Genomic DNA, 26,631 nt, shown 5'->3' with positions numbered 1-26,631 from the left:
CGTAGCGTATCGTCAAAGTAATAATGAGTGGTTGTATTTTTCTACAATCCAACTGACTCACAAGTTAACGAAGACTTAAGAGTTTCTAGGGTTTGGATCATAACACCAGCATCATAGGTACTCCGCCAAGCAGGGATTAGCTACTTAGTGAAGACGTGACGTGTTGTCGTTTCCTACACTATAGGGGTAGCTCTATCTTTTTTTACACATTTAGTTTTTAAGCAATGCTGTGTGACCTTTCTGTCTTTTACTAACATCCAAAACCATGTTTGAACTATTTAGATCAAGACCAGCTACTGATACTGGTAAGACCATTCCGGGCCAGTGGCCTTACTTACAACGCGGATTGAAAAACAACCTACACAAAGTCCAACAATACTACCGTGTTTATAACCCCACGCTGCGCGCCGAGCATTTCTTGGTTCGACTCCTTCAGTCATTAGCAGTGCCACAAAGCCTACCGCTGGAGCGGTATTACGAAAACGTGGATACTATCGCCCTGACACACTCCATGCGAATGGGGATGTCTTCTTCCATTGGAGAAGGTGTCGTGTTTCGAGGAGTGTTCTATGGTGCAGGGATGCCTGAGCTCTTAATTGCTACAGACGATCCGTTTGATTTTGAGGATGTTCATCTGAATTGGCGAACCACATCCGCAGTGACAGTATTGACGCACCCTAAGTCTGACTTAGGTATTCACTTGCCCAACGGGGACAGTTACAGCGCTGAGCGAGGGCTTTGTGTTATCCTGATTAACATCACCATGCTCGCGGTGCAGTATCGTGCGTTTGTGTTAGAACAATTAAAGAACCCAGACAACAGCAGCCGCACCATCATGCAGTTCATTGCGGGACATGTCTTAACAAACATGTTAGACACCCATTTGGAGATAGCTGTGTTTAATCGCTTACATAAGCGCGCATATGCCATCGACGACGGTTCAGCAGTCCCTACTAGACGTCATTCATTTGGTTTGACAAACTACGACGCAATTGTAGACAATACGTTGGATAAAGTCTTAGAAGCCATTAGTAAATCTAAGAAAGAATTCAACGCGGTATTAAACAATATTCCGTCAGTACAAAACGAATCGATGCATCTTTCGCTGATGATGCCTGACATCGCACCTACCAGGCAAATCAACTACGTCCTGATTGCTGCTAGATTAAAAGCCATGGACTTTCTCATGCGCATCTGTCAACCAGAAACAAAAGCAAAGAACCAACAACACTTAAATCAAATGCAACGAGCGTTCTCTACAAGTGGAGCTACGCAGCTCTTCCGTACCCGATTTCCTGCGGATGTGCAAAGAGAGCTGTTTCCATACTTGGAGACCTACGCTGAACTAGAACCTGCATTTACCATATAAGCAGCATAAAGGCTGGTGGTTGCCCACCAGCCTTTATGCTGTCAGTATTGGTCGCTCATCAATCGAGAAACCTTCTTCTCCATAGTGTACACACCCAGCGTCTCCAAAATCAGGTACATGATCTTGACGATGTCTGTAACAATCTTGCGATGGTTAATGGCTGGAATGATCTCCGCAGGAAGCCCCCTAGAGATAGCATCAATAGGCAGGTGGATGGTTGTGATTTTATTCTTATCGCAACGCGCCGACCAATCAAGCAGTCGCTGTGCCAGATCACGATCAGTCAGCCCATTCACCCAAGCCTTAAATGCCTTAGGCGTGCTGGTCACCATGGACACTTTCACCGTAGAGTAAGGCGGATCGGGCATTACGCCGTATTTGGGGCCAAACACATCGTTCCAGAACCTGTGGTTCTGATACGGTGACAGCTCTTCGTCTGCAGTATAGCTGTCTGCTTCTTTGATGCTGCCAGCACGCAGGTAAGTGGATTCTCCTCTTTCAATGGAAGCAATGATTTTCCTTTCAGTATCTGCCACTTCCTTGATGTATTTCATTATTGACAAGCTGCCTTTGGTCATGACAGACTGCATAATGTCTTCCATCATAGCTGCTGCTTGGTTGACAATCTCCTTGGGCGCATTCGACGACTTGAGGTACACCCCTTTGATTTCTGTCTCGTGTTCTGTGAACACGTTGCCTTCTTGACAGCTCATGGTGGCGTAATAGTGCTTACCCAATTGAGTGGGCACGAACACGTCGAACTTGTACTCGTTCTTCATGGCAATTTGATGCAAACGCTCTGGCACAATACCAAAGTTAGCCGACATGATTGCAAGCACGTGAGTGATGGTTGCTGACGCGAGGAAGATCATCGTCGCAGCAACTGCCATGGCTTCGTCATCAAAGCTCAATTTGTCTTTGTACCAAAAGACCCAATCCTGCACAGTAAAGATGGTCGAGTCAGTGTCCGACGTCAGTGCGCTTCTGCGGATGCTGTCAGGGAAATGCGAAACAGAAGCAGGGATGTTTCCCGTGACCCATAGAGTTTGGATCAGGTCAGCATACTGAGTGATCGTGTTTGCGATATTGAGCACTGTCAGCGCCAGTGTGTGAATGGCGGGGGTGTTTTCAATTTTCTCGTATTCTTTACCAATGCCTGCGGTTTCCTTTAAGCAGATTTGATGCGCCAGGTTTACATGGTCCTCTGGTGCGTCCAGGATGACCTTCAGTGGCGATTCACAAACCCCCACTACCTTAGTGCTCAGCGTTTTGACAAAGGACAAAGCCAGCGCGTTATTGTGTTTCTTCAGATGGTGGAAGTCCCCCGTGTAAACGAATGCAGCGCGTTGAAGGGGATCGAGCGAGTGCACCAAACGCTCAATCTTCTTCATGTACAGCGGGGAGCGCCAATAAAACGAAGTGGAATACTTAATGCAATCCATCACTTCATCGCACGACGGATAATGGATGTTGTATTTCTCTATCGTGGCTTTTAATTGGTCGTAGTTCGTGTGGTTAACAATTGAGACAATGTTATTCAGTACGATGTGGTGATTGAAATAATGCCTATTACCACTGAGGAATTTTTCATTGTTGGCATTCCCATAAGCACTGGTACTGCGACAGTTTGACGTCAGTGTCGCGTGAGCAGTCTTATTGAACAAAGGCGTAGAAGGAGAAACGTGTGCACCCGAGATAGCGTTGTTGCTGAGCTTTCGGTTGGTCTGCTCAATCTTCTTAACTGCATGCAGGTGTTTGTTTCCGGCAGACTTAGCCGCGAACATGGCTTTCTTTGCCACACTGCGTGCTTTGACGTTGTTATCGATATACACCGATAACAAGGATTTCTTTTTATTAGGATGCACGTACGTCGTAAACGTGGGTGCGATTAGTTCTTTTTTATTGATTGAATCCGAAACGTAACGATGCAAAGTAGTTTCTACTTTTTCACGATCCCCGGAATCATTGCGCTGCAAGTAAATGGTCTTAGGGTCTTTGAATTCAAACTTACCACCCTTTTTAAGGTTGGCAGTTATAAATGCTTTACATTGCTCAAGGGGTCTGTTTGTAGAAAGGTGCAGGTACTTGGCACTGTCTTCGACATAGTGTTTAAGAATGTCGATGTCACGAACGTAAGACTCCGTAGGATTTACAAAAGGATTGGCAAAGCCTGACATGAGGTGCTCCGGTAAATTGGTGTCATGGAAGTTTAGCACTTCTACAAAGTATCTGTGGTGTCGATCATTTATGTCGACAGCATAAAGCCCCTACGCAAGCTCCTCTCTCAAAGAAGCTTAGCGCAGGGGCTTTTCTCTCAACGACTGACCAATAACAACGGTATCGAGTATGGTGAAGATTTACTTCAACGCCTAAGCAATAGCGCACTTAAACACGTTAGTCGGTTTAAAGCCCATCTCCAGCTCACCATTTGGGTCAAAGGGAAGAAACACCCGTTAGGAATTACAGCTATAAGACAGTTGTCATCAGTCAAATGTACCAGGCCGATTCGCGGTCTGTGCCTGTTACATATAATAGTAAGCAAAAAAAAAAATAAGCTAGGCCTCTCTTTGTCAATGCTCCCAATCTGCCAGGTGATAATGTCAGATTGACACGGTTTAGACCCATGCGATTGTAGCACTAAACAAAGAGAGGATTCGCCTTACTAAGGAGCACCCATGTAAAACCCGACTCAACCATCCCTACCCGAGGCGTTTTACATACCATAGGAGATTTACCCTGAGATGGTATCGATGGTGAATTGGGTAAAGCCGTTTCGCTGTAGCATTTTTTGCAGTTCAGGTATCTTTGACAAGCTGAGGTTACTGATCACAATCCGAACTTGTCGTGTGTTGATCAGTTCTGGTTGCGTATCAATCCAATCCATTGCAATCACACGGATTTGACCTGTGGAGGTTTTAATCTTTACATAGGTCAAATCCGCAGGATCGATCGGCGTGCCTGAAGGAAGCATCGAATAGATGCTGGCATGAATCGGTGCGACGTCCTCAATCAGATTGGCAGAGTCGTAGTCCAGCAGACCCAATACCGTTGCAGAGTGATAGCCATAACCCAAGACACTGGTGGCCTTGAGTTTGATGTCGTACACGCTTTTAATTTCCAAGACATAACTCATGCTTACTCCTAATAAGGAAAGTGTTTCAATACAAGAACATTGTCCCGCAGCTCATGGAAGCCATAATTAAAGCCTCCAAGCTCATCGGTTATTTTGATGCCGTGCAGATGGTGGCACAGGGCACAATACAGGCCTATGAAGGCGTGGTTGAGATCAACCAGTTGTTGTGGCGACAGGCGCCGCTCAGAGCGCAGCATGCCCATGACAGGGTAAACAGGGATCAGGGAATTAAGCCCAGAGTGCAACAGCTTATCGAGCACTTGAGTAACACACTCCACAACGTCATCTTCAGGCAGCGTCACGGCCTGCCTGAAGTGCGTGACTATCTCTCGCGTGTCTAGCACCAAATAATCAGCTACTCTCGTCGAGTTCGCGCTGTCGTTCTCGACGATACAAGTCTTCTCGTAGCAGGTAGAGTCCATTGGGTCTGACTTCATGGTAACGGTATGGCAGCTTGCCGTCAAGGTATAGGCGATGGGCTTTTATCATGGCTAATAGGCGCAAACCCAAGTAGCGCATATAGTTATACACGGCTTCGTGTTCGTCCCTTCTGACCAAGACACACCATCTGGAGATCAACTGCATGCAGTGGTAGTCTAAGTTGAGTTGCGCATCCTTCTCTTGAGCCAGCACACTGATCAAATCAATGACCATCTCTTGCTGGTCTATCTCCAAATCCGTTTCAAGTTCTAGTTCTGCCAGTTCGCAGCTGCATCCCGACACGTCCAGGATGACCATGGCTGGCAGGTGATAAAGTGTTGTGTTCCAATATGACATTGTGTTGTCCGTGAATTTTCTTTAGCCTGTAGGGTAACATGCCGTCAATATATGGATTCACTGTTGTCAATTGGCATTGCAGTGTCATTAGACCCGCGTAAACCAAACCTCTGGCACATTCTCTCACTGAAGGTGCTAAGTCGGCGTGCGTTAGACCGTGAGAATGCAAGATCCAGTTCACAGCTAAGTCCAATGTAACGCCGGTTAAGTTTGGTTTTTCTAATAGTTCTACCATCCCAGAAAGCACGGCCTCAGTGTCGATGGTAGGAATATCCCCAATACTTGCCAGGCGGTTAAGTAGTTGAATGGTCGGACCAATATTCAAAACCAAATACGTCGGTACTTGCAAACAACTTGGGTTGTTTGTGGTCGGGCCATTTGAGTTCCACGCATATGGCATTGCATACCCTCATGCTGATAATGCGATTGAGTTTGAAGTTAGGTTTGCCTAACAGTGCGTTGACACTGGCGATAAAGTGTCGATGGAAGTCCAATAAGCCAATGTCGATGATTTCGGTTTCGTCTTCGCCCGCAAGAAGATCCCAGAAATAACCCGCATAGGCAATCTGACCCCCGGCATGCATTTCGTCAATGTAGCAGTCAAAGGACTTGTAGCACTCAGTCAAGAACTGGTCTTGATCAGCAGGGTGCTCCAATGCAATGGCCGCAAGTTGTTTAACGCCAGAGGGCAGTATCTCAGAGGGCACGTATCGCTCCAGCTTCTCGATATATGTGCTGTCTAAGATAGGCAGTATTATGGTTACTTCATTAAAGTCCAGTTCCTGAGGAGAATGGATTATCGGACTTCTTCTGCGCGGCCGTGAATTTCTTAAAATGTCCATAGGTCATTGCCAAAATAAGGGTGGTGCCTTCCATTGTACTGCTGCAAATGGCTTGGCAGTCTTCGGTGGAGTAGGCGCGAAATCGTGGCAGATATTGCCGACTGATGGTAGTCAGCATCAAACCCACGTCCGTTTGCATAACAGATGGCTGCTTGATTAAATCTGACATGTTTTCCAGCAGGTCATTGTACCGCTGAAGCATTTCACGAGGGCGTCCACCTACGGGTAAATCGAAATATTGCAACACCAAAATGGACAGCAGTTCGTTGATTTCTTTGTTTCTCTCACGCTGCGGCACGCTCGCGTGCGATTTGATCAGAGACAACACTTCCCGATAGTCGATAGACACATGCACGATTGAGTCATTGCTGGGTCGTCTCGAATGCGTCTGCGGCAATGGTGAGGATGACATCGTTGTTTTCCTTAAGGTCCCAGTGGCATTGTCTGGAATACCGCTGGTCATTGTAGTCAGGGACAAAAGTGGTTAACTGATTTATGATCAGGTCTGTGACATCACTGCAGATAGCAAACGCTTTTTGTTCAGGGATACCGTACCGTGTAAGCTCTTGCACGGCCTCATTGAGTTCACTGCACAACTCATCCGACATCACGGAATTGTTGATGATCTGCAATATTGCAAATGAAAAATAGTCGTCGGTGTCGATGGCATCGGTGTGGTGCCTAAGACAATCACGTGCTTCTCTTAGCGAGTAGATGACCACCGCACGCTTTTGTGGCAGTGTCATGGCGCTGGCTCACAATCACGCAACTCCAACCGACTGGGCTCTATGCAAAAAAGCATGGTGTCTAACCCGCACATGTCAAAATAGTAATCTATTTCGGAGTTGTTGTAGATGTCAAACTCTTGCAAGTAGGGGTTTACCAAGCCATAGAAGACACCGTACATGTCGTCCATGAAGTTATTGATGTCCGAATCATCCATACCTCCATCAGTGAGGATGTCGTAGTAGCACCCTGAGTCGTAAAAGAACACCGCACTCTCACTGGCCAGCGTCACATTGGCCAGATCGAACAGCATCAGCTGTATCTTCTTGTTGTCTAAGCTGATCGGAAGCATAGACTTTACAGCATCCCTGACTTCCTTGAGCGGGATGACAATTTGAATCAATCTTGTTACTTCCATTCTCCGGACTCCATGCGTCGTATCCAGTCGTAGATCCGCCAGTCGCAATGTCGTTCAATTGTCAACGTGCGGTCTTTGATACTGATGTAATACATGTTCCAACACAACCCGTCGAAGAACTCACTGATTCGGTTCCACAAACTGTCGTACACGTTTGTGGAAACAAAATCAATCGCCTCCTCTAGTTTTTGTTGTTGTTCTGGACTACATGTGGGCTTTGTGTACCTATAGATTTTATCCAGGTAGTACGAACCTGTCCTTCGGTATTGTACAAATGTGTCCAGCTGATTTCGAACCAGCAGCTCTAGGATTTTCATTCCGTTGTGAGGAATGAAAGGTTTGTTACTCAGCCATCGGTCGGGATGCTTCATAAGAGCACTAGGGATAATCAGCTTGAAATTTACGTCGTAGACACCGCCCTTGACTTCGTTAATGTCTTTGATGGGGACGTAGCGAAGTTTGCCGTACTCAATGACGTCCGTAAAATACTCAGCGCCAGGAACGATCACGGGCGCCAGTCGGTTTTTAACGTAGATACCTGCGGGTGGTGGAAGCAAAAAATCATGTAAAACCAGCTCGATCTGCTGAGCGTATTCGCTGATGTCCATGCAAAATATCGCTTCAGGTTTGAGGTCTTTGGTATCGATCATTGCAGATTTGGTAGTTAAACAAGAAAATAAGAAGGCGTCAAAGAGCCCGACATCTCCACAGAGTATGTCGGGCTCTTATCATTTCTTATTGACGTTTACCGGGCTTACAGAACCAAACCGTTGTCAGTGGCTGTGTCGTCTCGGTCCAGGATGGAAGTCCGTGCCACGCGGGATGCGTAAGCCGCATCGACGTCTTTCAGTGTGGTATTCAACGCATTGGTGGCCTTGGTGATGAAGTCGGTACTGATCGTGTAATGGATCGGTTCCTCGCCAATCAGCTGCACGCTGTCCGCAGTGCCCATGCGCCACAGTTGTGGAACGTAGCCCACGCACTGATAAGCTGGCACGGTGTTGGCCAGTCGCGTGTTCATGTTGGGCACTGCCAACGTTGCCACCGACACCACGGTGCCGAAGGAGTCGACATCTTTTTGGTCCGTGACAAAGTTCAACGATGCGAGCTGAGCGGGGCCGTTGGAGAACTTCAGGTACTCCATCCAGTTTTTGAGGTCGGCAGTATCCAGTTCTTCGTTCTGACCAGAGAACAAACCACACAGCAAGCTGATGGCGGTCTTGACCTGTTTGTTCACTGCTTGGCGAGAGAGGTGCTCGGTGTTTTGCACATAGTGCATGACCACCGGAGACTTGCGCAAGCCTGCGATGCTCTCGTAGGACTTGAGGGTCTTGATCGTGTTCTCGATCTCGATGCGGGTATCCGTGGACCCGATAGTGATCACGATCACTTGCTCGCCGCGCGACTTCAGCTCAGACACCAGCACCGGAGCGATCACACTGCCGCTGCCACCCGACGCAGTGTGAACCACCAGGTTGAACGCAGTGGGCTTGAACTTCTGCAGAATGGCCAGCGCGTTCTTGGTGATCTCTTCGTAGTTGGCAGCACGGACTTTGCCGGAACCGTCCATGCCTTCGAAGAAGTAGGTGTGCGCTTCGTCGATCTTTTTGTTGATCAGATTGGAGCGGGACGTGTCGATGTAGCACGGCATTGCAGTGGCAAAGCCTTCGGCCACTTCGCCTCGCGTGCCTTCGAGTTCGGAAACGATGTTGCATGCACCACCGCCGGCGGCGTAGATGCGGATTTCATTGGTCTTTTTCATAGTCGGACTCCTTGGGGTTGCGTGGAAATAAAAGATTGATGAGGGGCAAACGGAAGTTTGGTCAACACACTGGCCAATGGATTGCTAGTGTTTACTGTGACCACTGGGACGTATTCAGGCAGATAGGCAATGAGTGGTTCAAAAAAACACTTTTCTCGTTCTGATTGCACTAAGTTTTTTCTAAACCACAACTTATTCTTAACATGCCAATCGAACCCTGGGTCGACCTCAGGCACGTCTGGCAGTAAGTGGTTGTGGTAGATAGTCAAACGCGACATTTCGTTTTCCTGTTGGTACAGGTACACCAAATCTCTACCGCACGCGCTAGCAAGCACACTGGTCTTTATGTAGATTTCGATGCAAGAAAGAAGCTGCCTGATGTCATCGGTTATCATCTTGCCACCGTGGTCCTTGTTGCAGCGGGACCAAAGTAAGGCACAGTGCCCAGCGGAGGCGTGTCCTTGGGAACGTCGTCGGTGGTGACAGAAATGTCCACAATCTTCGACGGTGCTTCCTCCATCCATCGTTCAATGAACGGTCGGTTGAAGGTCAGCATGAGCACAGGGTCCGCCAATGCTACGCAAAACGTCTCATTGATCGGCTCACGGTCGTACGCCGCTGCCCAGGCCAAGTGACCCAGCTTCTTGTCTTTGACTGGATCATAATCCTTGAAGATGTGCTGAGGCGCACCGATCCAGAAACTTTGTTTCAGATAGAAGTCTCGTTCCGGATGGACTTCCGTGAGCGCCGCATGAGGTGTACCTGCGGGATGTACGATATACCCATACAGAGAAATGGAATTCTTGTCTGTGCTGAGCACATAAAACACCTGGCGTTCCTTGCGCTCAGGGTTCACGGAATCGGACGCATGAACCGTGGTGAACAGGTCTTGCATTTTGCAAATAGCCACGACCAGCTTCTTGTACGTCGAAGAAGGAACAAAGCGCTCCGCAATGGTCTTTTCTTGATTTGTGACGCCAGACGAAGCATCGTTATACGACGAGGCGGGAACGCCGGCTGTTTCAGAACCGATATGGTGCATGATGGTTTCCATGAAATGTTGTGAAAGCGTATACGCACTAGGTGCAAATACACTGTGATGATATATGTCTATCTTTTGTTAGGATGTAGGTGGCTCCATGAATGTAATACAACACGCTGTCAGTGATTTGAAATTCAGAATCCCTCGGCAGATATTAGAGAAAGCGTTTGTCAATCGCTACGGTGCTTGGAAGCCCAACTACCAAGGGATTGATGAACTCATTATCAACAACGTGATAAAGCCTCGTGTGTTGACGGATTGCAACCTGATCGGTGGCACCCAGGCCATCATTCCATTGAACGGCTTGCCTCAAGATAAGCCCACGGAATACACTACAGTGATGCACATTCCTAAGGACAGGACCCAGGGGCGAAGCATTAACTCCGTACTGAACATCTCGTTCATCAGCCCTGACGCCCTAAGCGCTTGGGCGGGCGTAAACTCCGGCGGCACAGCAGGCGCTTACGGTGGTCAAGAGAACACAGCACTCATGGGTGCAGCCCACGGCATGATGGCGGCTTTTGATCGAATCCCTATGGTCTCTACCGCTAGAGTAGAGCTCATTGCAGAGAATACGATTTTGGCCACCGATACAATCAATTTGTCTTCCAATTGTTTTTTACGGTGTGTTCTGTCAAACGACGAGAACTTCAGCAACATCCCGCTTCGCAGTTACCGGTACTTCTGCAACCTTATCGAGTATGCGGTAAAGGCCTATATCTACAACGCGTTGGTCGTGGAGATTGACCAAGGTGAGCTGGTGGGCGGTCAGACACTGGGTATCTTTAAAGAGATCATTCAAGGGTATTCTGAAGCAGAAGAAAACTACCAAGACTACCTCAAGACTGTGATGCAACAGGTCATGCTGATGTCAGACAACACTTCCTACCACCGTTTCATGAAACTGGTGATAGGCGGCAACCGTTAATTTATTTTATCATGAACCAATTTGTACAAACCAAGCCTAAGAATGAGTTCCAGCGTTTCATTGAATTGAGCAATGAAAAAGGCGTGATTGCTGATGGGCCTTTGAGCAAGATGTACACCGATGCGCTCAATGAACTGTACGCCAAAGAAGTAGATGAAGCCACAGGCATCGCGGTGGAGACTCAAGCGCTGGATGCAGCCATTGACAAAAACTGGTGGCTGGCAACACAATCCAAGACCAATAACTTTGCCAATCAGGGCGAAGACGTGGGCATGCTCTACGGCGTAGCGAAACAAGAAGTGGAAATAAAAGACGTCATTAACGTATCCGACACCCTGAGCGCGATGACGGATGAACAAAAACGCAACACTGCAGTAGTGGTTGACGTGAAGGTAAAAACCAACAACACGGGCGACTCTTACGAGATCGGCGCTTCAACCTTCAACCCGTATGAAGCGGCCTTGGAAGCCATGTGCATTGCACATCGTGTCCCTGTTTTTCACAGTCTGGAAGACTTCGTTGAGTCAAACAAAAAGGACGCTGCATGAGCATCAAGGAAGTTTATGATCGCGAGTGCTCGCACTTGAAGATCGATTTGAAGTTCTTCAAACAAATCTGTGACTTAGAAGCACGCTTTGTTAACAAGAAACAAGAACACATTGAGTTCTTTGGAGGTACTCTCACTGGGGCACACGTAGTGCGTTTCACCCAAGAGGATTCTGACGCCTTGCTGATAGACATCATGCAAGTGGATGACCACTCGTTAACCGAACAGGTCTATGCGGTCAAGGACAAGCGCGGCAATCCCATGATTGTGCAGTCGCGGCACGTGTCGTCTGACATCTTTAACATTTCGTGTTTTTGGCTGATCCACGCAATTCATCATTCGCCGTACTTGGACGATAAACACAAGCAAGAAGCCAAGATCCGTGTTTGTACCTACCTGATGTTCAAGTACCTCACCAGCTTGCTGGCGTGGTATTTCAAGTACCCCGCAGACCCTGAGATTTGTGCAGCGACTTATGCCCAATTGAACTACAAGTTCATATTGAAACAAACCGGCAGCTGGGGCGCAACAATCCGTGAGTTCGCCGCTAAAGCAGTAGCCACTGACGGCATCCACGCCAAACGGATTGACCGTTTAGATCAAGACGATGACAGTGCTGATGACAACCAGGTGGTCAAGTTTTTGAACGACACCCAGGGCCGTATCAGAGACACGTTCAAGAACATTTACGCAGTGTTCATGGAAACGCATACACAAGGCATGCGCATCAGCAGCACCAGCGCATTGGTAGAGATGGATGGGGAAGTCATCCTGAAAGACAAGGTAGCCAGCTTAGCGACCTACACTCGATACATCAAAGGTGTGGTGGGCGATGAACACTCGTTCATTCGACAAGAACTGGTGGATGTCATTGCTAAAGTGATGCACACGATGCCAGAGAAGCTGCTAATGACCTCGCTGAAATGGATGTGTCACAATTTTGGCCACACCAAAGAACAGGTAGTGGAGACTGCTCTGGATATGATCACTGAGCACGCTTTTGACTACCTCAGTGCCAACCAAGGATTGCTCAGGGCTAAAGGCGATCTTGCTGGACTGATCAGCAAACTGCGAGGGACTTACATGAGCTCACGTGCTTCTGACGAGAAACTCTTGCAAGTCAGAGAGCTTGTAGAGGATATCGTTTACGAAGCCACGCGGTCAAGAAATGAAAGCGTCATTGCTGCAACCAGGACAGGTGTCATGATTTATGTCGTGGTTCGCATGTTTTCGATGCACCACTACTCCAGTTGACGGCACATGCTTTTAATGCTACGCGTTTACATGGCACACTGCTTAGAGACGTACGAAAGACTAAAAGGAGAACGTACGCTCAAGCTGCTGTATTCCCACGACGGTTCTCAAGACAGTTACCGCATCAGTATCAACACCGGTGCGACAATTGAGATATTTTGCAAAGAAATCGTTTATTTGATTTCTTATAAAAACTGGTGGGTGCGTGACAGGCGCGTGGTCATGTACCACGTATATTGCAATGTCGGCAATGACGTCCCCACTGAACTGAGAGAGAAACTGAGCGAAGACTTGGTACTCACGCAACTGCTGCACCCTTTGTCACACAGGACCTCGCACAAGAGGAGCATCATTGAAGCCTACGTGGATTTGATGATTTCAAAATACTTAGAAGAAAAAACACAAGGCTAGTAATCCCACTGATACGGAACGTAAGTGTTCTCCGTATCAGTGGGATTTATGCCGCATTAGAAACGCACCAGGGGTGAGGAAGATAATCCGTCAGTAGTTTTTCCAGGATTGGTGTAACCCAATCGCTCGTAGTAGCCGCGCTCCGTGCGAGCAGCGCCAAAGTAACGTGAGTTTTTCTTCTCTTGTTTTGCATTGTTGATCAATGCGTCAATAGAGAAATATTCTCCGTCCTTGAGTACGATCCGGCTGTCCAAGTGACGCAGCTCTCGCTCGAACCGCTCCAGCATGAACAGGTCTGTTTCCTTAGACAGCAATTCAAACAGCCTCTCAATTCGCTGTCGAATCTGTTGCTGTTCGTACTCGAAGTACACTTGTGCTGGTGGTACTTCTTCTTTTGGTCGGGTATCCACAAGCACTGAACGAGAGTCAATCCCGTAATGGGACAAATTCTTTGCCATACTGAGGAACCAGTGACCTAACAGCCACGAAATGACCAAGTCGTCATGTCCACCGACCTCATGGTCAACACGTCCGTTTGTGATCACCAACGACAGCATCTGTTCAGTCAGCGCACGATCCCTAACCTTGTCAGCGCAGCGCTTAAGCGCATTTTGCAAGGTCGTAGAATACAGCTCCGACCGAGAAGTCTGACCGCTGCCTGACGTAGCAAACCCGAAGTATTTCTTGCTCCTGACATACACGTCATCCCTGCGGCGTGACAAGGGTGTTTTGGCTTCCGCATATCGCTCTTTGTGTTCCAAAGGATCATTGACCACCCAGTTAAACAATCGCACAAAGGGGTCTATTCCTTTTTGTGGCAGGAACATGAGCAAGTAGTCGATAATCGTGACACCTGAGCTGCGTCGCTCAATGATCATGGTGGTGTTCAAATACGTGCACAAGAACCACAACAGCCATTGCGCAAAAGTAATCAGGTTGGTTTCGTTGAACTCCCCCACTGCGAGGACAGCACCTGTGCGCGCATCCAGTAGTACAAACGAAATGGAGTCGCCATCTGCGCCATCGCTTGTGTCCACGCAAGCAACGACTTTGTTGTCTTTCATGTATTGCTGGATTTGCTCTTCTGGCAAATACCACCGAGTGATGTAAGCGCCCAGTGTATTGATTTGCTGATAGTCTTCATCCACAATCGACTTAGACAACTGTTCAGCCAGATGCGTAGGAATGGGTGAATGTTGGCTACCTGAGGTCCAAACGTTAAAGTAGTCTCGGTTGGCATCATCGGGTGTGCCTTCCGTGCGTTCTAGCTGGCTTCTAAGCCATTTTTCATCCTTACCCAACTGTCGGTAGTGGAACAGTCCGTAAATGCGGTATACGCCCGTTCTGGAGTTCTTACGCACCATTGCTTCGAGTGCGTCTTGATTGCCTGCATCGTAAAAGCGCTCGCTCCATTTGGCAGAGTCGTTGGCGTACTTGTATACATAACGACCATCTTTGTCATCCTTCTTACCCGCAGTGGTAGTGAGGATCACGCCGTAAGGCTCATCGTTCTCTTTAGCCTTGTCAATTGCCGCACCCATGGCAGCCAATGCAGCGGGCATGGCAATCGCAATGTTAGGCTGGAAAGGTGGCTCGTCGATGTGCACAATGCCAGTGGTCAGACCACGACCCATGTTGTATGCGCGCTTAGGAGAGAGCTGTGGCACGTTGGTGAGGTAAGAGTTACCCAGCGCATTGATGGATATCTCTTCCGTGTTGTTGACGTCGTTGCGTGTCTTGAAGTTCAGGTAAACAGGCAATTCATCGTAGATGTTCTTGAGTCGCTTGATGTTCTCAGTACGCAGCTTGTCGTCTTTTGTCAACAAGTTGATCTGTGTGTTACTGCAAATGAAGTTAAACAAACACGTCATCAACAAGTCAGTACTGAAGGACTTACCCGTTTGTCGAGGTTGGATAAGGACGTAGATGACGTGGTTAAAGAAGCACCACCACAGCGAGATGTTAGCACGGTTGAACTCTACCATGCTAGAGCCTGTGCCAGAGAGCGCAGGAGCTCTGAACACCTCTCGGAATACATACCAGGGGTTAATCCGACATTCCGTACCAATAGCCCGCATGACTTCAGGGCTTAAGTTGTCGTCATGTGGGTCAATCCCTTGCAGTAAGGGATTGTGTAACGCTAAGAAGAAAGCATTGTTTCTAACACCCATCTTGCGATACTTCACCGCCATCGCTAAAGCACTGCGGTTACGGGTTTCGTAATCGATGATACAGCTGGGATATTTCTTCCAATCGTCTTCATGTAGGATCATAAGGAACAGGTTAAAGAGTTAAGAGAAGGTGAGTAGGAGTTATCATACATATATTTTTACAGCATAAGAGCCTGGAGTAGTCCAGGCTAGTAGTAGATGTGTTATTTCTTATAATAATAGATTATAAACCCTACGGGTATAAATACGTAGTATTGATCTAGTATTTAGTAGTTTAGGAGTATTGGCTCTCTATATTCTTATACGTGTTTGATATTTTTTAACATACGACATAAAGAGAAAGGGTTTCCCCTTTCTCTTTATGCTTTTTGCTGTTACACAAAGTTACCGCTTTGATCCACTTGGAACAATTGTAAACCTGCAATGCTCAATTGAAGATCCACATCTGCTGTGCGCTTGATGAACTTCAAGTAAACCATACTGCCATTCGTAAGTGATTGACTCAAGACGAGTTGGGAGTTCCACTCACTGAGTGCATACGTCACGATGTTACCGCCTGCAATGAGCCTGAAGTGCGTAGGCTGTGGTGCTTGTGACTCCACTTGGTTGTCGTACATCGGGTAAGTCCGCTTGTACACATGGTCTAACCAATCTCCTTGTGAAGCGATATTGGCGTCCACATTGACCAACCACTTGTTAGTGGCTTCTCTGTAGAAAGTGGCATAACTCAATGCGCCAAACGCAACGGGCTTTCCGTCTGTCACGCAGGTTGTCCAGTTACCGATGTCTTCACCGAAAGGTCGATTATCGCCTGAACGATTTAAGGTGATCTCTACCAGCTGTACGTGCGTAAATTTCTTGTAACGACCATCCACCTTGCTCAAGTCCAATGAGACAGAGAGGGATTGTTTTGTGCCATAACCGGTGGGCTTATACACCGACTTGTTGGTGTTGATCGCGACCCATTGGCTTACGTTGTAGCTGACACTGCGATCGAGGTCGTACATGTACCACTCTAAGCGATAGCCGCTGACTTGATCAACCCATACTGGATAGCCGTAAAGCTGAACCGCGTATGTGCCTTCTGAGTTCACTGTCACGATGTCATAGACTTCGCTGATGTGATTGTCGTTCGTTGTAGAGACGCCGTAAGCGTATTCTCCATCTTGGAACACGTATTTCAGAACCAATTGATTACGCAACCCTACGATAGTAGGAACGAAGCTGTCGAGTCCTGCTACGGAAAAGCGATTGCCGTCAACCTGTAACCGAACCTTACTGCCATCGCTGTAGTGCACCACACCCAGCATGTTAATGCCAGACAATGGCACGTTCAATGGGTAATTGATGGTCTTGGTTGCCGACGTACTCAGGAACGGCGTTTCTAAGGAAATGCCTGTCACGTACCGGCGATCGGCATCTGCGGATCGGATAAAGCCAGTGTTCTCAACCAGCAACTGTCGCTTAGAAACCACAACACCTGCGACGTCGTAAATAACGGCCGTTATAAGCTCTCCGTCGTCAAGTGACTGGGTGGTATGGCACGCACCGATTACGCGCACCTCAGAGGTTATATGGTCCTTGTAAAGCACCTTTTCAAGTAAGACGTTCTCGCTTGTCAGTTGGCCGTTTTGGTCGTACGTCTCAGAAACGACGACGCTGTCCTTATCGATGTACGGGCCTTTGAAAAGTTTAGCATGGTGGCACATGCTGCCATACACTTTAAGTCGACTGTCCACATCAACGCGGTACGGGTAAACCGACGTGTCAACATAGACGCGGTAGGTTGAAGGGTCTGACCAATAGTTAGCACCCAGCAAGATGTCGGTTTGGCTCAGCGGAGGTGTTTGTAGTTGCATGCTGATTTCACGCAACGTAGGCACCAGAGTAGCCTGATTGAGCGACACCACGACGTACCACGTCATGGAATTGTCAGCCACCTCGCTGACGAGATCGTTGACTTTGGGTACGTACTTTCCCGCACCTTCTTTACCGAAGAAAATCTCAGCAATGCTCCAGACTTGATAACGGCCGTTCGGATTGTAAATGGGAGCGATGTTATCGGTTCCCACGATGCCTGCTGCAGGCGTGACCAGGGTATTCATGTTTGATCTTTCGTTTAATTTATCGTGTAATAGGCAGACAGGTCTATACGTTTGTTTCCATACAGCCGAACCGCATTGTTCAAGAAACGGTACTGGGCACGTGTCAGCGCGACCAGTGTGTTGAATCGATGCGGATGTATGACAATGTAGTCGACCTGCAGCACGAAGACTAGGTTGACGGGATCAACCTCCAGCAAGTATACATAGGGTTGACACCATGTTCGCACGGCCTCATCGTCGTAAGGCTGAGCCAGCGCAGTTTCATCAAACCCATCGTTGATCAAACCTTCAGTCAATGCTGAGAAGAAAGGACTTATCAGCTTGTACCGGTCAGCAATCGGGTTGACCTGATAGGGTACTTTAGGGTATTTCAGTGTTAAGTAGTCAGAAATCTGCTTGTCTGTCTCAACGGATTTTTCTCTGTACTGATAATAGTCCGTTGAAAGCACTGGCGTTAGCGGTACGACCATTTCACGGATGAGGTACGCCTTTCCGTTGTCCACCGAGTGAATGCCAAGTGGCATGCCTGTCTCATCAAAGGTGAGTTGAGCAGGGTGTTTGAGCCTGCCATCAACAACGATCCTGATGACCTCCTCGTCACGCAGGTCGTACTGCTGGTTCATCGACACTATCCCGTTTCGGATAAAACCAGTTTCATTAACCGCCGTTCGCTGGAGGGTCGAATTACAAAATCCCATAAACCGAAACACCACCTTCTCAGGTACGTTGTTTTCATTTTTCAGATACTTCTTGTTGATAATCGCCACAAATGGAAATTTCACCAAGTAATCCAAACCCTCTATCAAGCTGTTACCATTGAGAAATACGTCTAACTCCCCTAATGGGATTTCTAAATCATCAATCACCCACTGCGTACCGTTCCACTTCTTTTCGGAAAGATGGAATGACAATACTCCGTCTTGAGGCAGTAAGTCCAGTGAACGGCATAAGAACTTGGAATCTGATCTCACCAATGCTTGGGTTGGCAAGGTGTCTTTCCAGACCAGTTTATTATTTTCAGTAAAGTAACGTGTTGTCCCTGTTATGTCGACCCAACCAGAATCATTGACGTAGACACGATACAGAGAGTCCTTGCTCATCGTGATTGTGGACAACGAGGTTTGATCGTCTAATGCTTCGCTGGCTTGACCGTACACAAATTCCACATAGGCGGTATTTGTGTTTTTAAAGATGTACACATTGCTGTCTGTGTGCAGATGCCACTCCAGTAACAAGCCGCCTGCATCGTATTCAAATACAGTGGCCTGCTTTTGATAAACCACAGGCACGGCAACGCTCTTTATCGCTCCTGCGGCATTGACCTGGTGAACACTGTTGCCTGTGAGCTTTGCTACGGTATTATAACCATAAGCCTGAGCTACTAGGTCTGGCGTCACTGCGGTGGCTTGTTCACTCATCAACAGCGAATAAGCAGAGGCCTCTAGCGAAGCAGCTTGCCACACTTTGACGTTGGAATTAACACCACGCATAGCTTCTAGAAGCAGTTTGTCTGACAGTTTGTACAACTCCGTAAGACGTGAGATGCCATTGAGCACTTTTCGTTTAAAGCCGGAATTGCGCACATACAGTCGCAAGTACAAATCGTCAAGTTCGACCACACCTTCTGTATTTTGAAAATGCTTAAGGTAGGCACTGACATAGTCTACGGGTACGGCATAGTCTCTGTGCGTGACCATGCGCATGGCGTCTTTGGCATTGCGATGCACGTAAACGCCACGCTGGTTTTTCTTACTGACCAAATAGAGATCCAGGTCATCTATGTAGTCAATTGTGTCGTTGTCAGCACCTGTGTAATGTAACAGGTACTTTTTCTTCTTATCCAGCGTGGATTCAAACGTAGGCAATGTGGTCAGTTTGAATTCAATGGTTCGAATCACAGAACTGTCATGAACAAACTCCGCGATATCGCCAGGCTTTGTTGTGACCAGATCAATTGCTGGCACCCACCAACCATTAACAAACGCAAACAGTCCGCCAACTTGCGTTTTCTTGGCGGCGTAGTCCGTTTGCAGTTGAACAACTGTAGCGTTATCTACCATCACACCGCCACTAGCCTGCAGACTGTCTAACAGGTTAGCTGCTCGTTGGCTGGCAAAATAGGCATTGTTATACACCCGAAGGTATAGCTGGGCCTTATCAAAGTCCAGTGGCAACTTTGGGTTACGTACAACAGCAATGATCAGTGCTTTTTCTCTGGTTACGGTGAACCATGTTTGCGACAATGGCAAGTGAATGCCTGCGTCGTCGTACAAATCACAAATCACACTGCTCTTGTCAACTACCTCGGAGAACAATACCCACTCTCCGTCCTTATGCGGGAGGTTAAGAAATGCAGGGTGGATTTGTCCAATTTGGTACAAGTGGAACCGCGTGCCATATTTCGGCAAGTCGATATGGGTCCACAAAAACGAATAGCTGTTAATGACGCCGTTGTTCGGCGTGATGCGCATAGGCCTGACGATGTATTGGTTATCCTGGTCAGGCGCACACCACACTTGCTCCAGCGCATGGGATACAAGGTAGTTGTTCATAGCGCTTATTTAGTTTTGGTTAATGAAGTTTTCTTCCACCATGTTGGCACCGCCCAGCAAGAGGTTTAACGACCGGTTCATGCTCTCGCCAGCATTGTTCTTGTCGTAGCGTGCAGAGATTTTGGCCAGCACGCTGCGTTTATATGTCGCTTCGGTTAACGAAGCATTGACGATCATGATCCAGGTAGGGATGTGTTCCAGACCTACAGCCAAGTTCTCACGGGCATTGGTACCAAACCAATTGCCAGCCACAACTGCAATCAGCACACCCACGTTGAAGTCGTTTAACGAAACACTGCCTGTTTTTTCACGGCACGCATCGCACAGCTCTTCTAAGGAAAACAGCACAGGCAAATCGTCCACAATGGAGAAGACCTTCTCTGCAGGAATGCGTGTGATTCTGGAAATAGAGCCCACAATCTTGTTTTTCTGGAACTCGTCAAACTCGGTGTCGTTGGTGAACAAGCCGTAGTAGAAGTAACAGGCCAACACCGCAACAGTGGCTTGCTCTGCTGCATCCAGTACAAAACGCCGCGCAATGCATTCACTGATCAGGGATGAATATACTGAGGCAGGTAAAGCAGAGATATCACGCAGCAGTTCTGGACGCGCATTAAGCCAAACATGATTCAATAGCGCGCGCTTAATTGCCCATTCAAATTCAGGGCGATTGCGCACTACAAATTTTTGATTGGGTGCGTACCACTTGCCAAAGTTACGTACATCTACTGCATAGTTGTACGTGCTTCCATTCACGCTACTTTGCGAGGTCTTAATCTCAATGGGATGGTTAAAATAAGGCACCACATCAGCGGCCGAATTGCCACCCTGTAAGAGCATTAACGTAACGGGCTCATCGCGGTCGTTGAGCTTAATGTTATTGTATTCAAGACCACCCATCAAGACACTGCGTGCCAGTTTGTCTTGTAGGTCCAGTACACGGGCGCCAGAACAGGCTGTGGTGTCGTACGCGGTTTTATAAATTGCCATTTTGAATTCCTTTTTGTGTTAAAAAATAAACTACCAACATTATGTTTTTTATTTCATCATGTAGGGTAGTGCAATTGTATGCCTTAGTTAAGTCATCATCATCGAACAAGGAGGCGTGTATGAATACATTATCCCTGCTTAAAAAGCAAATTGTTTGATGCACTGTGTGTCATTCTCACCCTCCACTTTAAGGAACTGATAAGCGTATGTCAAATACCAGTTTAGTCAATGGCGCGCCCATGACCATATTGCTCGGGACTCAAGACAAGTCCACGCGCGTCCCAGCCATCACACCGGAGGCCATTCCGAAGCACCTTCCTAAGGTGTACCTGTATGCCGCCAAAGGTCCTACCCTTCCGCAGCTGGTTGTTGGCAATGGCCGAAACCAGATGTACGGTGATGACACGTTTGACCTGCGTAAGGCATTTGCTACGCACCAAACCGCGTTGTCCAACAAGCTCAACGAGGCAGCGAACGCTCAAATGATTGAGCGCGTCATCCCCAAGGACGCTGGTCCTAAGGCCAATTTCTTGCTGTCGCTGGATGTTCTGCGCACTTCGGTGCAGCAGTACCATCGGGACCGCTTTGGCAATTACAAGCTGGATCAGTTTGGCATTGAGATCCCGATCGTTCTGGATGCCTCCACCGGCGAAGAACTGCCTGCTGGCACCGCACTGTCTGCCGGTATCGGCAAGACTGCGACTTGCTACAAAGCCAAGTGGGTGATCTCGGCGATTACAACCCACACGTTCGGCGCCCCTGACGAAAGTCTGTTCGGCTTAGCGAAGGTCATGGCTGGCGATCAGGTCGAAGGCCTGACCCAGTCCCAGCGTTACCCCATTCTGCAGTTCTGGGCCAACTCGTACGGTTCGTACTTCAACAACTGTGGTCTGCGCATCTGGGCGCCCACTGAGAACAGCGCAGGTGGTGTCAACTCGGGCGTGCTGCTGCGCAACAAGGCTTACCCGTTCCGTATGGCTGCAGTGCGACGCACCAGCTCCAACACAGCGCCGCGCGTGGTGGAGACTGAATCGGGCGAACCGTACTTTGATTTCGTGTTCAAACCGAACCAAATCAACACGGATACGGATGCGCGCATCACGCTCAAAGACATCTACCTGAACAAGTATCAGACCACGACCGATCTGCGCTTTGCTCCCAAGTACGGCGACCTCAATGGCATTTATGTCTACGAGGCCAACATCGACTTGCTGGTCAAGCAGTTCTACGAGGCTGAGAAAGATGCTCTGGACACTAACAATGTCTGGGACACCAGTGACCTGACGTTCGGCAACGACGACGAAGCCTACATGATGAACTTCATCAGCGCCAAGACGTCCACTGGTGTGCCGTACTATTCGCTGATGATCGACAGCGCTGCTATCGATGGCGCGCAGCTGTCGGAGAGCAGCAACCTGATGGCTCGTTGCGGCAGCGACGGCACCATGAATGACACGCTGTTTGCAGAGCTGGTGAGTGAGGCTGTGGCTGAATATGCCAACCCCGACAGTCACCTGATGAACACTGCTGTCAACGTTGAATCCATCATTTACGACACAGGCTTTCCTGTGAGCACGAAGTATGAACTGTGCAAGTTCATCGCAGAGCGAAAAGACACTGGCGTAGTGCTCTGCCCTCACGTGGTGGGCGGTCGACAGCTGTCGGCTTCTGAGGAAAACTCGCTGGCGGTTACGCTGCGCACCAAGCTTCAGAACTACCCGGAATCGGACTACTTCGGTACCCCAGTTTTCCGTGGTTTGATCATGGGCCGTAACGGCATCTTGCGCAACAGCCAATACAACGATCGCCTGCCGTTGACCATTGAGCTGGCCTACAAGGCGGCCCGAATGATGGGCGCTTCGAACGGCCAGTGGAAAGAAGAGTTCATCTTCGACAAAGAGCCCAATAACGTCATCACCATGTTTGATGATGTCAGCATTGCGTTTACACCGTCCAAGCAACGCAACAAAGACTGGGATGCTGGTCTGAACTATCCGCTGTCGCACACTCGCAAGACGCTGTACTTCCCTGCGCTGAAGACGGTTTACGAAGACGAAACCTCGGTCCTCAACAGCTTCTTCGTGATGATGGCCTGCATCGAAATCCAGAAGGTGGGTGAACGCGTTCACCGCGCTTTCTCGGGCGTCACTACGTTGACTGATTCGCAGCTGGTTGAGAAGGTCAACCAAAAGGTCGAAGAACTCACTGCCGGCGTGTTTGCTAACATGTTCAAGGTGGTGCCCGCAGCTCGCATTTCGCAAGCTGATGGTCAGCGCGGCTTCTCCTGGACGCTGCCGATCAAGCTGTACGCCAACAACATGAAGACAGTGCAGCTGCTCTCCATTGAGGCGTACCGCAGCTCTGACCTGAATGCCTAAGATGCATGCACACTTTAGGGGCAGCTGTCCCTAAAGTGTATGTTAAATCAATTCAAAGAAAGAAAACATGACACGACTGTCTGATGCCATTTTAAATGGTGCTTATGCCAGTGGCAAAGCACCTATGTTCGACCTGCGGTACGGCGGTATGGGCGGCTACTCGCCCAACCTGACCGAATGGGTGAGCAACCAAGCCTACATCCGCCGCAATTTGGTGTGTTTGCTGATTGAAGCGCCTAAGGGCTTCCAGTACCTGCCCAATCCGGATTTCTGGGTGGGTGCACTCAAGTCCATGGTCGAGTTGCATCCCAAGAGCATCGAAGGCTTCAATGCTGGCCTCGAAGTGGATTGGACTGAAACCGACGTGGGTGGCGGCGGTGAAAAGATGCAAGATCCGACCAACGTGACGCGCGCACGCTCGGAACCGGTCTTCACCTTGGTTGACAAGTATGGTCGCCCGATGCAGCACCTGCTGCACGAGTGGATTACTATGCTGATCATGGACCCCGACACCAAGGTGCCCGGCATTGCCACTATCGGTAACGACATTCGTCCGAAGGACCTGGCTGCTGACATGTACGGTGCCACCATGCTGTTCTTCGAGCCGGACTCGAGCCACACCAGTGTGTCAAAAGCCTGGCTGACGACCAACATGTACCCCAAGGGTACTGGTGACATCACTGGCAAGCGTGACCTGCAATCAGCCGGTGAACAAGCTGAACTGTCGATCACTTTCGCTGGTGTTTCGCAAACGGGTCAAGGTGTGCGCGACTTCGCTCAGCGCATCTTGGATACCATCAACATGACCAACGCCAACCCGTACCTGCGTCCGGCCTTCGTTCAGGAAATCGCTCCTGATGTGGTTCGTGCTGAACAAGGCTACGAGAACAACGCCACGTCGTTGGGTGCCACTGCTGTCGCCCGCAGCTGATCATATCACTGCAGCATAAAGCCCTGGGAGTAACCCCAGGGCTTTATGCTGTAATTTAACGATTCATGAACACGTCAATCATGGCATGGGTGTGGTTCTTGTTGTCATACATGAGCAGCGACCATTCTTGGTCATCCGTATCGATGGTGTAAGTACAGTCCGCAGAGTGTGAATTGAATGCCGTGCTGAGCAGTCGTGTAGCGATTTCTTTCTGAGCTGGTGCAATATGGTGTTGTAGGTGTTTCAGGACGATCCCTACGGTCCTGGGTGTGTCAGGGTTGCGCACGGTGCTAGCAGGGCTCTTCGTGGCCTTATGGCTGGTAACCAGAAGGCTGTACGTATAGTTTTCAATGGTGATGTCCCAAGCCTCTTTGAAGAAGTTCTCTTCAATGCCGGTACGGCAAGACCATACTGCTGAAGGCGCTGCATCCTTGATGAATTGGATGTAGTTGCGCATCTTCAGTAGACGTGAGTTTCCATACCCGTGTTTGGTATGCATCTCATCGAGTTGCCTAAAAATGTTCAGATGGGATTGCTCTTCTGAAAAGAGCGGGATTTCGGTTGTCAAGGCAGTTCCGTTAAATGTAAATGAAAGTTCACTGGGAGAAAGATTACGCTCCTTCTCATACAAAAGAGACGCTTGCCAAAACAAAAAAAATAGATAGGGCATACACCCACACGACGTTGAAGTCGTGTGGGTGTATTTTGTTTGTGAGTGTTTACTCGCCAGCGAATGCCTTGAGGGCTTCGGCGCTCAGGAAGTCACGGACCTTGTTCATTTCACCGCGCGAAGAGATGGCGGAGTGCGTGGTCAGTGCAGTGCGGACTGTGCCGAACTTGGTGATGGGCTCGCCACCGGCGGGGTTCGGGAACGTTTGCTCGCGGTTGTAATGGACGTCGAAGTGGTCCTTGCCGATCATCGGGAACTCGAGCGACAGAGCCGTGATGTCTTTTTCTTTCTCCATCGCACCCTGACCGGCCTGGCCGCCAGCCAATGTGACAGCAGGGAACAGGATGGAGTGGTGCTCATGCAGCGCGTTGACGTGCTCTGCAGTCAGGCCTTCCGGCAGCGTCTGGATGTACGCGTCCGGAGACACAGTCAGCTTCTTGTCTGCGTAGGTGATGTGGCCCTTGAGCTTGTCTGCCAGAGCAACGACGTTTTCATTGATTTTCGACATGGTGTTTTCCTTTGATAACAATTGAGAGATTCAGTCCGGTTTCCTAACCGCTAGGCTATCCCCGACCAGACTATACGGTTGTGGAGTTTTTTAATAATACTCGTTGTCGTATCCTTGCGAGTAATGTGCCGCTCGCGCAGGGCTATTGTTATTCCACTGCTTTCTGCGCTCTGTGCGACTCACGTCCGCCACGGTAGGTGCTGGCGCAGCCTTCACCACCAACGCTTTTTTCATGATCACTTTGCTGAATACACGAAGGGAGTGGGTCGGTTGTGTACGGTCAACTGACCCGGTCAACAGATGGTATTTACCGTCCAGGAGTATGGCGGTTTTCGTTTCGTCCAACTTACAAGTAAAAGAACTTATTAAGTTGGCGGTCTCCACAGTTTCTTGGCGACCAAAAGGTGCCAGGCGAACTAGCATTTCTGCATCGTACTCCTGGTCTCTGAATTTGATTTTTCTCATTGAGTTAAAAAGAAAAAGAAAAATAAAAGGAAGGCAGGAACATATCACGTATCGATGCAGTAGGAAACTGTGTTTCCTATTACACCAACATAGTGATATGTTCCTGTAGTTTTTTAGAATCGAATTGGGTTACTCGATTCTAATGTGTCTCAATCGCCGTTGCCGAAGATCGAGTTTGACAGGCAGCGTGCGCCGCCTGCCACGATGGTGGCGACGCCAACGGCGACGCCAACATACAACCCAACTTTGGCAGCAGTGCCAAGGTTGGATACAAAAGAGGACGACGCAATCGCGTCGTACTTCGATTTCCTTGCCTCGGACGCAGCGTCCGAGGTCGATAGGGACACCACCGGAGTGGTGAAGTTGAAATCAGCCATGAAACTCTCCTTCTTAGAAAACACAAAAAAGCCAGGTGATTTCTCACCTGGCCAAAAAACCACTTACTCGGCGTTGTTGCCGAAGAAGCGGTTGTACGCGAAGTACCCAGCTCCGACCACTACGCCGGCCGCGGCCACGCCCAAGCCGATCTTCACCGGCGTGGAGTCCAGCCAATCGGCCTTAGCGGCCGGTGCGGCAGCCGGCGCTGCTGCCTTGGCAGCCAGAGCAGCTACGGCCGCTTGCGCGGCCGTTTGTGCGGCAGCGGTCGCTTGCT

The 26,631-nt window shown here is 48.9% G+C and carries 27 protein-coding genes; 8 read left to right on the top strand and 19 right to left on the bottom strand.

Going from position 1 to position 26,631, the window contains the following annotated elements; all coding sequences use genetic code 11:
• Positions 1 to 265 precede the first annotated feature (265 nt).
• Positions 266 to 1,369: a hypothetical protein gene (locus PHQ58_RS04245; RefSeq protein WP_300107380.1), complete on the top strand. Its 1,104-nt coding sequence runs from the start codon at positions 266 to 268 to the stop codon at positions 1,367 to 1,369.
• A gap of 41 nt (positions 1,370 to 1,410) precedes the next feature.
• Here the strand turns inward: PHQ58_RS04245 and PHQ58_RS04240 are convergent, their stop codons facing one another.
• Together PHQ58_RS04240 and PHQ58_RS04235 are read right to left on the bottom strand one after the other, a co-directional pair.
• Positions 1,411 to 3,546, bottom strand: a complete 2,136-nt coding sequence (locus PHQ58_RS04240) for a family B DNA polymerase (RefSeq protein ID WP_300107377.1) — start codon at positions 3,544 to 3,546, stop codon at positions 1,411 to 1,413.
• Positions 3,547 to 4,100: 554 nt separating this feature from the next.
• Positions 4,101 to 4,502: a phage DNA polymerase-associated SH3 family protein gene (locus PHQ58_RS04235; RefSeq protein WP_300107374.1), complete on the bottom strand. Its 402-nt coding sequence runs from the start codon at positions 4,500 to 4,502 to the stop codon at positions 4,101 to 4,103.
• 53 nt (positions 4,503 to 4,555) lie between these two features.
• On the opposite strand from PHQ58_RS04235, the gene PHQ58_RS04230 reads away from it, so the two are divergent.
• Positions 4,556 to 4,843 (top strand): hypothetical protein, encoded by a 288-nt coding sequence (locus tag PHQ58_RS04230; RefSeq protein WP_300107371.1) that lies wholly within the window; start codon positions 4,556 to 4,558, stop codon positions 4,841 to 4,843.
• A gap of 10 nt (positions 4,844 to 4,853) precedes the next feature.
• Here the strand turns inward: PHQ58_RS04230 and PHQ58_RS04225 are convergent, their stop codons facing one another.
• The 8 genes from PHQ58_RS04225 to PHQ58_RS04190 form a co-directional block, all read right to left on the bottom strand.
• The gene (locus PHQ58_RS04225) at positions 4,854 to 5,240 is read right to left on the bottom strand and encodes a hypothetical protein (RefSeq protein ID WP_300107368.1); all 387 of its coding nucleotides are present in this window, start codon (positions 5,238 to 5,240) and stop codon (positions 4,854 to 4,856) included.
• 332 nt (positions 5,241 to 5,572) lie between these two features.
• Positions 5,573 to 5,986 (bottom strand): hypothetical protein, encoded by a 414-nt coding sequence (locus PHQ58_RS04220; RefSeq protein ID WP_300107365.1) that lies wholly within the window; start codon positions 5,984 to 5,986, stop codon positions 5,573 to 5,575.
• Between the two features lie 61 nt (positions 5,987 to 6,047).
• Entirely contained in the window at positions 6,048 to 6,476 is a 429-nt protein-coding gene (locus PHQ58_RS04215; RefSeq protein ID WP_300107362.1) for a hypothetical protein, read from the bottom strand.
• Between the two features lie 7 nt (positions 6,477 to 6,483).
• Entirely contained in the window at positions 6,484 to 6,867 is a 384-nt protein-coding gene (locus tag PHQ58_RS04210; protein WP_300107360.1) for a hypothetical protein, read from the bottom strand.
• Positions 6,864 to 7,199 (bottom strand): hypothetical protein, encoded by a 336-nt coding sequence (locus tag PHQ58_RS04205; RefSeq protein WP_300107358.1) that lies wholly within the window; start codon positions 7,197 to 7,199, stop codon positions 6,864 to 6,866. Before PHQ58_RS04205 ends, PHQ58_RS04210 begins: the two co-directional genes overlap by 4 nt.
• A gap of 56 nt (positions 7,200 to 7,255) precedes the next feature.
• A complete protein-coding gene (locus PHQ58_RS04200) occupies positions 7,256 to 7,915 on the bottom strand; it encodes a hypothetical protein (RefSeq protein ID WP_300107355.1) in 660 nt (219 codons plus the stop codon).
• 104 nt (positions 7,916 to 8,019) lie between these two features.
• Complete coding sequence (locus PHQ58_RS04195; protein ID WP_300107352.1) at positions 8,020 to 9,027, bottom strand: hypothetical protein; 1,008 nt, start codon at positions 9,025 to 9,027, stop codon at positions 8,020 to 8,022.
• A 391-nt stretch (positions 9,028 to 9,418) separates the two neighbouring features.
• On the bottom strand, positions 9,419 to 10,081 hold the full coding sequence (locus PHQ58_RS04190) for a hypothetical protein (RefSeq protein WP_300107350.1): 663 nt from the start codon (positions 10,079 to 10,081) through the stop codon (positions 9,419 to 9,421).
• 85 nt (positions 10,082 to 10,166) lie between these two features.
• Between PHQ58_RS04190 and PHQ58_RS04185 the strand changes: the two genes are divergently transcribed.
• The 4 genes from PHQ58_RS04185 to PHQ58_RS04170 are packed head-to-tail and all read left to right on the top strand — an operon-like array spanning position 10,167 to position 13,209.
• Positions 10,167 to 10,997 (top strand): hypothetical protein, encoded by an 831-nt coding sequence (locus tag PHQ58_RS04185; RefSeq protein ID WP_300107347.1) that lies wholly within the window; start codon positions 10,167 to 10,169, stop codon positions 10,995 to 10,997.
• 11 nt (positions 10,998 to 11,008) lie between these two features.
• Positions 11,009 to 11,545, top strand: coding sequence for a hypothetical protein (locus PHQ58_RS04180; protein WP_300107344.1), 537 nt, complete (start codon positions 11,009 to 11,011; stop codon positions 11,543 to 11,545).
• Positions 11,542 to 12,798: a hypothetical protein gene (locus PHQ58_RS04175; RefSeq protein WP_300107341.1), complete on the top strand. Its 1,257-nt coding sequence runs from the start codon at positions 11,542 to 11,544 to the stop codon at positions 12,796 to 12,798. The genes PHQ58_RS04180 and PHQ58_RS04175 overlap by 4 nt, the downstream gene beginning before the upstream one ends.
• Positions 12,799 to 12,828: 30 nt before the next feature.
• Positions 12,829 to 13,209, top strand: a complete 381-nt coding sequence (locus PHQ58_RS04170) for a hypothetical protein (protein ID WP_300107339.1) — start codon at positions 12,829 to 12,831, stop codon at positions 13,207 to 13,209.
• A 56-nt stretch (positions 13,210 to 13,265) separates the two neighbouring features.
• On the opposite strand, the gene PHQ58_RS04165 is transcribed toward PHQ58_RS04170, so the two are convergent.
• The 4 genes from PHQ58_RS04165 to PHQ58_RS04150 all read right to left on the bottom strand — a co-directional run bounded on the left by PHQ58_RS04165 (position 13,266) and on the right by PHQ58_RS04150 (position 21,027).
• Positions 13,266 to 15,482 (bottom strand): hypothetical protein, encoded by a 2,217-nt coding sequence (locus PHQ58_RS04165; protein ID WP_300107336.1) that lies wholly within the window; start codon positions 15,480 to 15,482, stop codon positions 13,266 to 13,268.
• A 272-nt stretch (positions 15,483 to 15,754) separates the two neighbouring features.
• Positions 15,755 to 17,485, bottom strand: coding sequence for a hypothetical protein (locus PHQ58_RS04160; protein WP_300107333.1), 1,731 nt, complete (start codon positions 17,483 to 17,485; stop codon positions 15,755 to 15,757).
• 14 nt (positions 17,486 to 17,499) lie between these two features.
• Positions 17,500 to 20,037 (bottom strand): hypothetical protein, encoded by a 2,538-nt coding sequence (locus PHQ58_RS04155; protein WP_300107330.1) that lies wholly within the window; start codon positions 20,035 to 20,037, stop codon positions 17,500 to 17,502.
• Between the two features lie 9 nt (positions 20,038 to 20,046).
• The gene (locus PHQ58_RS04150) at positions 20,047 to 21,027 is read right to left on the bottom strand and encodes a hypothetical protein (protein ID WP_300107327.1); all 981 of its coding nucleotides are present in this window, start codon (positions 21,025 to 21,027) and stop codon (positions 20,047 to 20,049) included.
• A 239-nt stretch (positions 21,028 to 21,266) separates the two neighbouring features.
• Here PHQ58_RS04150 and PHQ58_RS04145 point away from each other — a divergent pair, with 239 nt between their 5' ends.
• Positions 21,267 to 23,405: a hypothetical protein gene (locus PHQ58_RS04145; RefSeq protein ID WP_300107324.1), complete on the top strand. Its 2,139-nt coding sequence runs from the start codon at positions 21,267 to 21,269 to the stop codon at positions 23,403 to 23,405.
• Positions 23,406 to 23,472: 67 nt separating this feature from the next.
• The gene (locus tag PHQ58_RS04140; protein ID WP_300107322.1) at positions 23,473 to 24,336 is read left to right on the top strand and encodes a hypothetical protein; all 864 of its coding nucleotides are present in this window, start codon (positions 23,473 to 23,475) and stop codon (positions 24,334 to 24,336) included.
• A 55-nt stretch (positions 24,337 to 24,391) separates the two neighbouring features.
• Here the strand turns inward: PHQ58_RS04140 and PHQ58_RS04135 are convergent, their stop codons facing one another.
• From PHQ58_RS04135 to PHQ58_RS04115, 5 genes are all read right to left on the bottom strand, one after another.
• Positions 24,392 to 24,904 (bottom strand): hypothetical protein, encoded by a 513-nt coding sequence (locus tag PHQ58_RS04135; protein ID WP_300107319.1) that lies wholly within the window; start codon positions 24,902 to 24,904, stop codon positions 24,392 to 24,394.
• A gap of 151 nt (positions 24,905 to 25,055) precedes the next feature.
• Positions 25,056 to 25,514 carry a hypothetical protein gene (locus tag PHQ58_RS04130; protein WP_300107316.1) on the bottom strand — a complete coding sequence of 153 codons (459 nt, stop codon included), beginning with the start codon at positions 25,512 to 25,514 and terminating at the stop codon, positions 25,056 to 25,058.
• 90 nt (positions 25,515 to 25,604) lie between these two features.
• Entirely contained in the window at positions 25,605 to 25,979 is a 375-nt protein-coding gene (locus PHQ58_RS04125; protein WP_300107313.1) for a hypothetical protein, read from the bottom strand.
• 149 nt (positions 25,980 to 26,128) lie between these two features.
• On the bottom strand, positions 26,129 to 26,356 hold the full coding sequence (locus PHQ58_RS04120) for a hypothetical protein (RefSeq protein ID WP_300107310.1): 228 nt from the start codon (positions 26,354 to 26,356) through the stop codon (positions 26,129 to 26,131).
• Between the two features lie 63 nt (positions 26,357 to 26,419).
• Positions 26,420 to 26,631, bottom strand: a 212-nt coding sequence (locus tag PHQ58_RS04115; protein ID WP_300107307.1) for a hypothetical protein, incomplete at its 5' end; no start/stop codon positions are given.

The sequence above is a fragment of the Rhodoferax sp. genome (genome assembly GCF_028688795.1).
In the GTDB taxonomy this organism is placed as follows: domain Bacteria; phylum Pseudomonadota; class Gammaproteobacteria; order Burkholderiales; family Burkholderiaceae_C; genus Rhodoferax.
The sequence above is the reverse complement of the archived record's forward strand: the minus strand, read 5'-3'. Positions and strand labels throughout refer to the sequence as shown.